The following is a 12,333-nucleotide window of genomic DNA, read 5'->3' on the forward strand; positions in this document are numbered from 1 at the left end:
CTGCTTTTTGATAGCTAATATTATCTGAAATTAAAGATTTAAAATCTATACAGGATTTAGCAGCTTCCAGATAAGAAAAGGCTGGACAACTAGACACAGTATCACTATCAAATTTAGCTGGAATATTTAATTTGTTAAAACTATTTATTTTATTGTTGTTTTGTGGTAAACTCATATCAGAATCTCCTTTTTGGTTTTGGTATGGTTTTTTGTCCTAAAAACATTTTACCATAAAACCAAGAGGAGATTCTATTTTTTTATTCAAAAAAATTTGAACTAGATTTACTGTTTAAAGACTATCATAACTGGATTCGGTATTTTTACTTGCCGAATTCAAGTTTAATTTAGTGTTAGATCATTATAACATAAATTTCGACATAAAAACAGAAAGCCCCGATTAAGAATACTCTCAATCGGGGAATTTAGAAAGTTTGACAAAACAGCTTATTTCAGGCTGTTCAGGCTATATTAATTTTATAGTTTTTAAAAATAGCATTCAGCTCTGCCATTTTCTTTTCAGAAGGTGGTTTTACAGCAGCCAGCTTATACTCCAGCCCTAAATTTTCCCACTTATATTTACCTAATTCGTGGTAGGGAAGCAGTTCAATTTTTTTTAAATATTCTTTTGGCTGCAGATATTCTGCAAATTTTTTCATTTTATTTAGATCATCTGTGATTCCAGGTACAATAACCTGTCTGACCCAGTAAGGCTGTTCTTCTTTCTCCAGAAACTCTACTAATTTAAGAGTCTTTTGATTGCTGACTCCGGTTAATTTTTGGTGAACCAGATCATCCATTGTCTTAATATCCAGGAGTACTAGATCCAGATAGGGCAGAAATTTCTTAAATTTTTCCGGGTCCACAAAACCAGATGTATCTATGGCCGTGTGCAGCCCCTCTTCCTTTGCCTTTTTTAAGAGATCAATAGTAAATTCTGGCTGCATTGTCGGCTCACCACCAGAAATTGTGAGGCCACCACCGGAGCGTTCAATATATGGTTTGATCTTTCTTATTTTCTCCATCAGTGCTTCTGTACTAACTTTTTTTCCTTCCTTTAACTTCCAGGTGTCAGGGTTATGGCAGTACTGACAGCGCAGGGGACAGCCCTGAGTAAAAACAACAAAGCGGATTCCCGGTCCATCAACAGTGCCCATACTTTCAGTGGAATGAATATATCCTTCAGCCATTTTAACCTCCTTTGTGGTTGATGGTACCGGGTGCTTGGAAATAATCTCCAAGTAACCGGTACCTATCTACCATTAAATACTTTTATGGAAAGTCCTCGCGATTACTTCCTGCTGCTGTTCAGCTGTCAGCTTAATAAAGTTAACTGCATAACCGGAAACTCGAATAGTGAGCTGTGGATACTCTTCCGGATGCTCAACCGCATCAAGCAGAGTTTCGCGCTTTAAAACATTTACATTTAAGTGATGTGCACCCTGACCAAAATAACCGTCCAGAATCGAAGTTAGATTCTTAACCTGGGCCACCTCAGATTTACCCAGTGCTTTTGGCACTATGGAAAAGGTATTAGAAATACCATCCTGGCAGTACTCATATGGAATTTTAGCCACAGAGTTTAGTGAGGCTAAAGCACCTGAAGTATCTCTGCCGTGCATTGGATTTGCTCCCGGAGCAAAGGCCTCTCCTGCCTCTCTACCATCTGGAGTAGCACCTGTTTTTTTACCATAAACTACATTTGAGGTAATAGTCAGCACTGACATTGAATGAATAGCATCCCGATAAAGCTGATGCTGTTTTAATTTATTAATAAAGAGTTTAACTACTTCTACAGCCAGTTCATCAACCCGATCGTCATCATTACCATATTTAGGAAAATCACCGTTAATTTCAAAATCAATGATCATCCCTTCAGCATTTCTAATCGGCTTAACTTCTGCATATTTAATAGCACTTAAAGAGTCAGCAATTATTGAAAGTCCTGCCACTCCAAAGCCCATAATTCGCTGAACTTCTGTATCATGAAGGGCCATCTGAACCGCCTCATAGGCATATTTATCGTGCATATAGTGAATAATATTTAAGGCATCTACATATTTTTCGCTCAACCAGTCGAGGAAGCGGTCAAAGTTTTCCATCACCTGATCATATTCCAAAACCTCACCCTCATAGGGTTTGAATTCTGGTCCTACCTGAGCTCCTGTTTTCTCATCTTTACCACCATTGAGTGAGTAAAGTAAGGTTTTAGGCAGATTACAGCGAGCACCAAAGTACTGAATATCTTTACCCGGTGTCATTGCTGATACACAGCAGGCGATTCCGTAATCATCGGAAAAATTGCGGCGCATCAAATCATCATTTTCATACTGCAATGAGCTTGTATCTTTAGAAACCTTTGTACAGTAGTTTTTAAAACTCTCAGGCAGCTTATCTGACCAGAGAACAGTCAGGTTTGGTTCCGGTGCCGGACCGAGATTATAAAGGGTGTTTAAAATACGGTAGCTGGTCTTAGTAACTAAAGGTCTGGTATCAATTCCGATTCCACCAAGTACAATTGTCACCCAGAGTGGGTCACCACTAAAAAGCTCATTGTAGGCTGGAGTCCTCAGCTGGCGGGCAAGCCTCAGTTTAATCACAAAATCATCAATGATTTCCTGAGCCTCTTTTTCAGTCAGTCTACCAGCTTCAATATCTTGTTCAATGTAAATATCAAAGAATTCTGCCACCCGCCCAAAGGACATTGCAGCACCATTATTTTCCTGAATTGCAGCCAGATAGGCAAGATAGGTCCACTGTACCGCCTCTTCTGCATTTTCAGCCGGACGTGATAGATCACAGCCGTAGGTTTCCCCGAGCCCCTTTAACTTTTTCAGAGCTTTAATCTGATCACTAACCTCTTCCCGCAGACGAATAGTCTCTTCTGTCATCGGACTTTTTAAATTGGCTTTATCCTCTTTTTTGGCTTCAATCAGTCTATCGACTCCGTAAAGAGCTACCCTTCTATAATCACCAATTATTCTACCACGGCCATAAGCATCAGGGAGACCGGTAATTACCCCGGAACGTCTGATCTCTCTAATTTCTGGAGTATAGGCGTCATAAACTCCATCATTGTGGGTCTTTCTATATTTAGTAAAAATCTCATCTATTTCGGGATCTACCTTTTCCCCGTAAGCTTCTGCTGCCTGACGGGCCATTCTGATCCCACCATAGGTGTTTAAGGTTCTCTTTAAGGGTTGATCGGTCTGCAGTCCAACAATTATTTCTTTATCCCGGTCTATATAACCGGCATCATAGGCGTTGATATCTGCAACTATTTCTGTATCAATGGCCAGAACACCATCATTTTCTCTTTCTTTTTTTAAAAGTTCGGAACTCTGCCGCCAGAGATCTTCAGTTCTTGAGGTTGGCCCCTCTAAAAAATCTGATCCTCCTGTATAAGGAGTATAATTTTGCTGAACAAAATCTCTAACATCAATTTCTTCTTCCCATCTTTGACCCTTTAATTCCAAAGTATCAAAATCCATTAAAAATCCTCCTCTTTTAGTCTTATAATCTTATTGGCTGCTTAAAAGATATTTATGAGTAAGCAAATTTATCCTACCTTTCCAGTAAATTGATTTTCATCTTTTAAGCTGAATTTCATTCTAATCTTAGCAGAAAAAATTACCAACGTCAAATCCTGAGTATTTTACTATGCTTTGTTGTAGGAGCGTAATTGTAAATTAGATTACATTAGCTTTCTTTTAGTCTAAAATCTATATAAAAACAAAAAAATCGCCCCCCGGATAAAGAATTACTCAATATCCAGGCGGGCGATTTACTAAAGATTATATTCCCCTATGGTTAGATCCATATTTATCCGCCAGTCATATAATCCAATTATTTAAATTTAAAACTACATTTTATAGTTTAGCAGATTGTTTTTTGAGTGTCAAATCTAAATTTCTGCTGCAACTCGACAGGGAGCCGCTTCAGCTCTAACTTTAAGGGGAAAAACAAAAATTTTAAATGATTTTAATCCCAGCAGTTTTTCTAAATTACAGAGATTTTCGAGAATAAAAATATCATTTTCAAAAAATTTTTGATGTATTTTAAATGGGCTGTAATCAGGTGATGGCATATCAAAACCCAGCAGTTTTATTTCTTTTGCAATTAAAAAATCAGCAAATTCTTCGGAAATGATAGGATGCTTACTATAATATTGTTTATTTCCATATTCCTTCTCCAGACCTGTATAAATAATAACAATATCATTTTTTTCTATAACAGATTTATATATATCCTTTAGATTAATAACCTCTTTACTTACAGCATAGATCATTTTCGCCTGACCAGAAATTGAATTAAGAGAAATATCAGCTGCATTACGAACATCTTCCAGCATATGAGCCGGTAAATCAAGATGGGTCCCGGCATGCATTCCAATTTTTAAATTATGATTACAGTAACCATCGCGGACAATTTTCTTATTATTAACCAGCTCAACTTCTATATCCCCTGGATATACAGGCATTCCGTTATAAATTTCATAACTTAAATCAATCAATTCTGACACAATTAACCTCCCTTTTATGCCGTCTTAAATTGGTCAAACTATTTTCTTAAAGTTGCCTTAATCCGGTCCGGATTAAAAATTAGATCAAAAACGTCATTAATCTCTCTACTAATTAATTCTGCTCCCAGGAGTGCAGCCCTGGCAGTACCCTCAGGACCGATAATTGCTATCCCCAGCTCAGCGTTTTTAAGCATCTGAGCATCATTATTGCCATTACCAACAGCTATAACCCGTTTTCTGCCCAGTTTTTCTACAAAATCAGCCTTAAATTTGCTGCCATCATTACCTTCAATTATTACCACTTCTGCCTTTAGATCCCGAAGCAAACTTTCTGCATTTCCAAGTGTATCTGCAGTTAGAATATAAATTTCAAATTCTTCTGACAGCCTGTTGATGCTCTCTTTTACCCCTGCTATTAGTTTACCATCACAGGCTAAAGTTCCATTAAGGTCGAAAACAATTTTTTCTACTTTTAGATTTTTACATCCTGGTATATTGAGATCTAGCATATATTCCTCCTTAGATAATTGAAGTGCGACCCCCACCCGTCTGCAAGTTTTATCTTATTGAGTTAAAATCTTATTCGCCTGACTTTCAAATGTTCTGAGATCATCTTTATTATAAAGTACAAATCTAATTATCTTAATATTTTTTAATTCTGATGCCATTTCTTTGACAGTTCTTATACTTACTTCAGCAGCCTCTTCTGTAGGATAGCCAAAAGCACCCGTAGAAATTGCAGGAAAAGCAATACTTTTAATTCTATTGGCTGCAGCAAGTTTCAAAGAATTTTTATAGCATCTGCCAAGTATATCAGCTTCTGGTTTATCACGACCATAAACAGGACCCAGAGTATGAATTACATACTGATTTGGCAGCTGAAAAGCCTCTGTTATAACTGCTTCTCCTGGATTTATTGGTGCCAGATTTCTGCAGGCTTTTTCGAGTTCGGGCCCAGCCGCTCTGTGAATAGCACCGGCAACTCCTCCTCCAATCTTTAACTGAGCATTTGCTGCATTGACTACAGCCTCAATGTCCTTCTGATCTGTTATATCTCCCTGAATCAGCTCCAGTAAAATTTCCTCAATTTGAAAGTTCATAAAAATCCTCCTTTCAAAATATAATTTAGAAACCTTAACTGTTTTACAATTATTAAAATATTAATAAATCTACAGGCTTCAAAATCTTTATTACCTGTTACTTATATAATTCTTTAACTGTTTATGATTTCCTTTTTAAACAGAACAAAAAGTTTGAATTCTTAATTTAAATTTTCTGATAATTATAAAAATAAATAAATATCATACAGTATCAATTTGCAAGTTAGATTAACTTAATGAGATTATTTTAGAGTATTAATGCTTTAATAATAGCTAATAGTTTATAAATTTTATTTTTGAGTCTATATATTTTGACACAACTTCTAATCTTTCCTATAATCCATAGTGGAATTAATCTTAAAAGATAAAAAATTACTTTCTCTGGGAGGTAATAGTAAAAATGATTGATGAAAATTTAGCAGACGATATTCAGAAATGGATGCAGGAACAGGTTGAAGCAAGAAATGCTGATGGAGTTGTAGTTGGACTTAGTGGAGGGATCGATTCCTCTGTTGTTGGGGCTCTTGCTAAAAAGGCTTTTGGAGAAAATGTTCTGGGAGTTATGCTACCAGCAAATGGTACAATCACTAAAGATGTAGAATATGCTGAGCTGCTGGCTGATAAGTTTGATATAGAGACTCTTAAGGTAAATATGAAGGAAATTAATAAACCTCTTGAAAATACCTTAAAGAACATAGACATTGAAGAAAATGAACAGAATCACTGGCCTCAGACCAAAATTCCCACTCCAAATCCGGCAGAACAGAATATCCAAACAAGATTAAGAATGATGACTCTCTATTATATTGCTGAGAAAAAGAACTATGTAGTTATGGGAACCAGTAATAAAAGTGAAATTCTAACCGGATATTATACTCTTTATGGTGATGGTGGAACAGATATGAGACCAATTGGTGATTTAAATAAAACTCAGGTCTGGGAACTGGCAGAAGTTTTAGGAATTCCGAAAGAAATTATCAATAGACCCCCTACAGGTGGCTGCCGCGGAGATGAAAGTGATCGTGATGAAAAAGAATTTGGTATCAGTTATGAAAATTTTGATAAAATCTATGAATCAATCAACAATCATGATGATCTCTCCAAATTTGAAGAGGGAGATGTCAAACGGGTTAAAGAATTGATTGATGCTGCCAGGGAAAAAGAAAATGTTCCAACTTTTCAAATTGCTGAGTAATTTTAATACTTTTAAAAATAATTTCAAATGACAAATAATCACAAAAACTGACAGGTACACGGCACCTGTCAGTTTTTGTAGCTTTTTATTTTATTTTGCTGAATTTAACGTGTTTTCGACAAAATAACTTATATATCGGGTTGTTCACGGTACCTGTACATACCTGTACATTAGTTTTTAGAATAAATCTTTATATTCCTCATAACCTTCTTCAGCCAGATCTTCAGCTGAAATGAATCTTAAAGCCGCAGAATTAATACAGTATCTCAAACCTGTTGGCCCCGGGCCATCTGCAAATACATGCCCTAGATGAGAATCTGCTTTTTTGGACCTTACTTCTATTCTGGTCATCCAGAGTGAGTTATCTTCAACTTCAACTAGATTATCTTCAACCAGCGGCTTGGTAAAACTGGGCCAACCAGAACCAGATTCAAATTTATCGGTTGAAGAAAAAAGAGGCTCACCTGAAACAACATCTACATAAATACCGGGCTCTTTGTTATCCCAGTACTGATTGTTAAAAGCAGGTTCTGTTGCATTAAGCTGAGTCACCTTATATTGAAGGTCAGTAAGGCGGGCTCTTAATTCCTGATCACTTTCTTCTTCATTAATTATTACATTTTCCGCATCTTCAGTCTTACAGAAAGTTACACATTCAGCTGGATCAATACTATTTTTTTCTAAAAGCCTTTCCTGAAGTTCAGAAGTTAAACCAAGTTCAGCAATATTTTTTATAATATTATCTCGCTCACCATTACCGGTAATATATCCGTTTACTTTCGTTACTGAAGGAGAGTTAATAAACTCTTTCATAGTCATTTGTTCTAAATAATGATCTCTAAAAGCTACCTGCTGTTGAAGTCTAAATTTCTGATGATAATCTTCAGCCAGATAGAATCGATCTAATTTTTTAATCTCAGTTTTTATTTCTTTTCCGCTTTCAGCCTCCAGTTTTTCTTTCATTTCCAGAGCTATTTGCTTCTGTTCTGAATTATGATAAAGAATCAAAGAAGCATACTGTCTGGAATAAGCCTGACTATAGGGGTCATGACTGTTAAAGAAAATCTGGAGCAGTTCTCTGTAAGATATAATCTCCGGATTATAATCAATTTCAATTGTTTCTGTGTGATCACCAATCATCTTATAACTTGGGTTCTCTGTAGTTCCACCAGCATAACCAACTCTTGTTCTAACAACACCTTCGAGAGCACCAAAAGACGCATCAGGTCCCCAGAAACAGCCAAGAGCAAATGTAGCAGTTTTAGTATCTACCTGATTCATTTGCTGATCATAGGAAATTTCAGTCTGAGCCAACCCATTTAGCGTCATACCCAAAACACTTAGCAAAATAATGAAAACAACTAATAAATAATTCATCTAATCTACCTCCTGTATATAAAAAGATATAATATCCTGCCCTGCTAATGCTATAATAAGATTAATATTAATAAATTAATAGTAAGTAGATTACTCAAGATTAAATTTAAATTATTTGCCTTCTTAAAAATCCTAAAATAATTTGATTTTAATTAAAAAAATAGTTATGATATAAACAATGTGCATATTATAAATAAGATAAATACATAATAAGGAAGTTGATTAAAAATGAATAAAGCAAAAAGAAAAAAACCAGATTCCAAAATTGCAGTTATCATTCTACTGTCAGTAATTGCCGTTATTTTAATTTCGATTAGAACAGCTTTAGTTCTGGAGACAGCTTTAGTCCTGGGAACAATGACTGCTGCCCTGGCAGGGCTCTATCTTGGTTTAAGCTGGAATGAAATTGAAAATGGAATGATTAATGGAATAAAAAACGCACTCGGAGCCTCATTAATTTTAATAATTATTGGCATGGTAATTGGCAGCTGGATTTTATCAGGTACTATTCAGACTATGGTTTACTATGGGCTGGAACTTTTAAGTCCAGGCATCTTTTTACCGGCCGCCTTTCTTCTGGCAGCCATTACTTCCATTTTAATTGGGAGCTCTTTTGGAACAATTGCTACAATGGGGATTGTACTGCTGGGGGTTGCGGAAGGACTGGGAGTTCCAAAAGCAATTACTGTTGGAGCAATTGTCTCTGGAGCTATGCTGGGAGATAAAATTTCGCCAATGTCCGATTCTACAAATTTAACTGCTGCCATGAGCAGCACAGGACTTTTTGAACATATTAAATCTATGCTTTATGTCTCAGCCCCAGCCGCTCTGATCAGTTTAAGCTTATATGCTTTTATTGGAACATCCTATCTGGAAAACGGTGCTAATCTGACTAATATTAATCAAATTTTAAACAGTCTGAGCCAAAATTTTAATATTTCTCTCTGGACTTTAATACCACCTGCTCTAATGCTCTTGCTTTCACTATTTAAGGTGCCTGCAATCGCTTCTCTTTCAATTAGCTTTCTTACAGCTTCTCTTTTTGCTATTTTAACTCAGGGGGCAAGTTTTGCAGAAATTTTACATGCAGCTGCCAGTGGTTATCAGGCTGATACTGGAATGGAACTTTTAGACAGCCTTTTAACTCAGGGCGGAATTAATAATATGATGAGTACAGTTGCTATTATTATGGCCGGAACCGCAATGGGAGGAATTTTAGAAAAAGCAAAAATTTTAGAATCAATTTTAGATTCACTGCTTAACTTTATTAAAAAACCAAGGGATTTAATTTTAATTTCTCTTACTTCAGCTTATATTATGCTGCTGGCTACGGGAGAAATGTTTGTTTCCATTGTTATCCCTGGGAGAACTCTAGCTCCAGCCTATCAGGAAATGAAGGTTAATAATAATGTTCTTTCACGTACTCTGGAGACTGCCTCAACTCTCGGTTGTGCTATCCTGCCCTGGGGAGTTGTTTCTGTTTATATTCAGAATGTAATGGATATCGGTTTTAGTTATATACCCTATACTTTCTTATCTTTTCTGGCACCAATTATTGCTGTATTTTATGCCTTTAGCGGTAATTTTATTTTTCAAAGTGAAGAATAATAGTTTAAAAATTTAAAACTGGCTCATTAACTATACTATTTTTGAGCCAGCTTCTTTATTAAAAGTTAATTTATTTTGTTTTAAAAGAGTAGTGAAGCAATTGGATTTTTTTCTGCAGAAGTATATACTTTTTTAGTTTTTAAATTAATGGCACTTAATATTCCACCCTTACCAGCCCCAGTATCCATTAGGATCTTATTTCCTTGAAATTTAACTTCTGCTACTGGAGTATGTCCGGCAACTATTGTTCTTTTCTCTTTAAAATTTTCTGCTTCTGCCTCCAGAAATTTATATCGAATCCAGACTAGATCGTGTTCTGACTGTTCTGTCAATTTTAGATCAGGTCGAATACCGGCATGAACAAATATATAATTCCCATCTGTATATTGATAAGGTAGAGAATCAAAAAAATTAGCGGCCTCTTCCAGCTCTGAATAATTGGGAAAACTTCTTTCTGTTGCCCGGCCTCCATTATGATACCAGAGCCCCTTGTTATTTTTATTCAAAACTGCATCAATCATCATTTCTTCATGATTTCCTCTAATGAAAATATTGCTTCCATTATCAAGTTTTTTAATATATCGATAAACATGGTAGGAATCAGAACCTCTATCTATATAGTCACCAAGAAATATTAACTTATCCTCTGTCGAGTCATAATTAATTTTATTGATGATTGTTTTTAAAGCTTCTATTTCTCCGTGAATATCACCTATTACATATTCACCCATTTAAGCCACCTCCACTTACTACTTTCTTTTATTATAACACAGCTGTTTAAAATTATTAATCATTTAAAATTAGAAGTTAATCAGGAGCTATTTTTTCCAGCAGTTTTTCCGTTTTTTCATAATGTGAGCCTCTCCAGTAAATTTTGTCACATTTACTGCAGTATCTAAAGTCATTATAATATTTCTTTGTTTTTGGCTCCAGTCTTTCGACTATTTTCTTTTTATCAACTTTTTTTAATTCACCATTACAGTTAACACAGCGACTTTCTCCTTGATAATAATTAGATAAACTGTATCGATCAAATACCTCTTTTAGCTGTTTTTGGGGGTCATCATCCCGGATAAAACTGGCCCACTTGACTCTTTTTCTCATTAAAAGGCCGAGATCTCTGCTTAAAATAATTCTTTTTTCTTTAATTGAAATTTCTACAATCTGTCGATCCAGATAGTCATTTCTATATGCAGTATCAAAACCAAAACGCCTCAGATAGCGAGCCAGTCTACCTAAATGAACATCTAAAATAAATTTTGGTTTCCCAGGGTACTCAGGCAGCAGTTTTTTAGTTTCCTGCAGCTCAAAATTGTAAAAATAAGGGTAAATTGAGAAAAAATCTTCCGGCTGAACAAGATAAGAAAAATTAACTGGTCTGCCATTTTTTAAAATCAAAGCTATCTCTGAATGAGGAACCCCTATACTTTCGATTCTATCTTTAATTGTCTGCCGGCCTCGATAATTATGAAGATAATAACGATCATCTATAAGCCCAAGATTCTTGCTCTGATCTACACTAATAAATTTATTTAAATATCCATAAAATCTTAATTTGATTTTTTTCATATAAACCACTTCCTCAAGAGCAATTACTCACAGAGCTCTTTTCTTTCTAAATCCAAATTCAGCCTCTTCTTAACTTTTTTCTTATTAAGATACATTTTTCGATCAGCAGCATTAATCATCTCTTCCAGAGTATCATATTTATGACTTTCATATATGTGACCAAAAGCAATGCTGAAAAATTTTTCTGGATGTCTTTTAACCTTTGTCTTAATTCTTTTTATAATCCTATTACAATCCTTCCGATCAGTATCCGGTAAAATAATGGCAAATTCGTCTCCGCCAATTCTGCAGATAATATCTTTCTGCCTCAGCTCAGATTTTAACAGCCCGGCAGCAGATTTGATATACTGATCTCCTTTTTTATGACCGTGATTATCATTAATTACCTTCAGATTATTAATATCAGCTATAATTACTGAGAGATTATGCTTTTCAGGATCATTAAAATCTTCAAGCTTATTTTCAAAAAACCTGCGGTTGTGGAGACCGGTCATTTCATCGTGAAAACTTAAGTATTTAATTTTTTTGTTCTGCTTTTTGAAAGTTTTAATCTGCTTACCGCTGGAGATAACTCCAAAAAGAACCTGAAATAGAATAAAGAATTTAATTACTGTATAATATTCTAAAAACAAAAATATTACATATAATACTACCTGTAAGAGCCAGATTAAAAGATTCTTTAGGTCATCTGTATTTTTTAAGAAATTATCATAGATAATGAAAAAAATCAAAAAATATGAAAAAGCAAATAGATAATCTATTCTATCATTAATACCCCCAGCATTAAATTTTGAAATTAATATTAGAACAATCATAAATAAAAAAAGATAAGTTAAGATGTTAATTATTTGATTTTTATTTGTTTTCAAGTCCATAACTCCTCACCCTTAATCATTATAGTGATAAACCTTATTAAATAGTTCAAGATTAAATTACAAAACCCTTTTAATTTTGCCTAAGTAAAG

At 35.0% G+C, this 12,333-nt stretch carries 11 protein-coding genes and 1 riboswitch; of the genes, 2 read left to right on the plus strand and 9 right to left on the minus strand.

Annotated features, from left to right (window positions below; all coding sequences use genetic code 11):
* Nucleotides 1-458 precede the first annotated feature (458 nt).
* The 5 genes from pflA to BW929_RS09130 all read right to left on the minus strand — a co-directional run bounded on the left by pflA (nt 459) and on the right by BW929_RS09130 (nt 5,619).
* Nucleotides 459-1,187, minus strand: a complete 729-nt coding sequence (pflA, locus tag BW929_RS09110; RefSeq protein WP_076545172.1) for a pyruvate formate-lyase-activating protein — start codon at nt 1,185-1,187, stop codon at nt 459-461.
* Nucleotides 1,188-1,259: 72 nt separating this feature from the next.
* On the minus strand, nt 1,260-3,488 hold the full coding sequence (gene pflB, locus BW929_RS09115) for a formate C-acetyltransferase (RefSeq protein WP_076545174.1): 2,229 nt from the start codon (nt 3,486-3,488) through the stop codon (nt 1,260-1,262).
* Between the two features lie 271 nt (nt 3,489-3,759).
* Nucleotides 3,760-3,844, minus strand: a riboswitch (ZMP/ZTP riboswitch).
* 57 nt (nt 3,845-3,901) lie between these two features.
* Nucleotides 3,902-4,519 (minus strand): cyclase family protein, encoded by a 618-nt coding sequence (locus BW929_RS09120; protein ID WP_076545175.1) that lies wholly within the window; start codon nt 4,517-4,519, stop codon nt 3,902-3,904.
* A 38-nt stretch (nt 4,520-4,557) separates the two neighbouring features.
* Entirely contained in the window at nt 4,558-5,064 is a 507-nt protein-coding gene (locus BW929_RS09125; protein WP_327077772.1) for an HAD family hydrolase, read from the minus strand.
* 18 nt (nt 5,065-5,082) lie between these two features.
* Complete coding sequence (locus tag BW929_RS09130) at nt 5,083-5,619, minus strand: macro domain-containing protein (RefSeq protein ID WP_076545178.1); 537 nt, start codon at nt 5,617-5,619, stop codon at nt 5,083-5,085.
* A gap of 400 nt (nt 5,620-6,019) precedes the next feature.
* Between BW929_RS09130 and nadE the strand changes: the two genes are divergently transcribed.
* On the plus strand, nt 6,020-6,814 hold the full coding sequence (nadE, locus tag BW929_RS09135; protein WP_076545180.1) for an NAD(+) synthase: 795 nt from the start codon (nt 6,020-6,022) through the stop codon (nt 6,812-6,814).
* 177 nt (nt 6,815-6,991) lie between these two features.
* Here the strand turns inward: nadE and msrB are convergent, their stop codons facing one another.
* Nucleotides 6,992-8,191 carry a peptide-methionine (R)-S-oxide reductase MsrB gene (msrB, locus tag BW929_RS09140; RefSeq protein ID WP_076545181.1) on the minus strand — a complete coding sequence of 400 codons (1,200 nt, stop codon included), beginning with the start codon at nt 8,189-8,191 and terminating at the stop codon, nt 6,992-6,994.
* Nucleotides 8,192-8,419: 228 nt separating this feature from the next.
* On the opposite strand from msrB, the gene nhaC reads away from it, so the two are divergent.
* Nucleotides 8,420-9,799, plus strand: coding sequence for a Na+/H+ antiporter NhaC (gene nhaC, locus BW929_RS09145; protein WP_076545183.1), 1,380 nt, complete (start codon nt 8,420-8,422; stop codon nt 9,797-9,799).
* An 80-nt stretch (nt 9,800-9,879) separates the two neighbouring features.
* Here nhaC and BW929_RS09150 read toward each other — a convergent pair whose 3' ends face one another.
* The 3 genes from BW929_RS09150 to BW929_RS09160 all read right to left on the minus strand — a co-directional run bounded on the left by BW929_RS09150 (nt 9,880) and on the right by BW929_RS09160 (nt 12,237).
* Nucleotides 9,880-10,530 (minus strand): metallophosphoesterase family protein, encoded by a 651-nt coding sequence (locus BW929_RS09150; RefSeq protein WP_076545185.1) that lies wholly within the window; start codon nt 10,528-10,530, stop codon nt 9,880-9,882.
* A 76-nt stretch (nt 10,531-10,606) separates the two neighbouring features.
* Complete coding sequence (locus BW929_RS09155; protein WP_076545186.1) at nt 10,607-11,368, minus strand: Mut7-C RNAse domain-containing protein; 762 nt, start codon at nt 11,366-11,368, stop codon at nt 10,607-10,609.
* Between the two features lie 23 nt (nt 11,369-11,391).
* Nucleotides 11,392-12,237: a GGDEF domain-containing protein gene (locus BW929_RS09160; protein WP_076545187.1), complete on the minus strand. Its 846-nt coding sequence runs from the start codon at nt 12,235-12,237 to the stop codon at nt 11,392-11,394.
* Between the last annotated feature and the right edge of the window lie 96 nt (nt 12,238-12,333).

Source organism: Halanaerobium kushneri, assembly GCF_900156285.1.
Classification (GTDB): domain Bacteria; phylum Bacillota; class Halanaerobiia; order Halanaerobiales; family Halanaerobiaceae; genus Halanaerobium; species Halanaerobium kushneri.

Coding starts and splice junctions, on each gene's coding strand:
- nhaC (WP_076545183.1), top strand. CDS start 8,420: ATGAATAAAGCAAAAAGAAAAAAACCAGATTCCAAAATTGCAGTTATC.
- pflA (WP_076545172.1), bottom strand. CDS start 1,187: ATGGCTGAAGGATATATTCATTCCACTGAAAGTATGGGCACTGTTGAT.
- msrB (WP_076545181.1), bottom strand. CDS start 8,191: ATGAATTATTTATTAGTTGTTTTCATTATTTTGCTAAGTGTTTTGGGT.
- pflB (WP_076545174.1), bottom strand. CDS start 3,488: ATGGATTTTGATACTTTGGAATTAAAGGGTCAAAGATGGGAAGAAGAA.
- BW929_RS09155 (WP_076545186.1), bottom strand. CDS start 11,368: ATGAAAAAAATCAAATTAAGATTTTATGGATATTTAAATAAATTTATT.
- BW929_RS09130 (WP_076545178.1), bottom strand. CDS start 5,619: ATGAACTTTCAAATTGAGGAAATTTTACTGGAGCTGATTCAGGGAGAT.
- BW929_RS09150 (WP_076545185.1), bottom strand. CDS start 10,530: ATGGGTGAATATGTAATAGGTGATATTCACGGAGAAATAGAAGCTTTA.
- nadE (WP_076545180.1), top strand. CDS start 6,020: ATGATTGATGAAAATTTAGCAGACGATATTCAGAAATGGATGCAGGAA.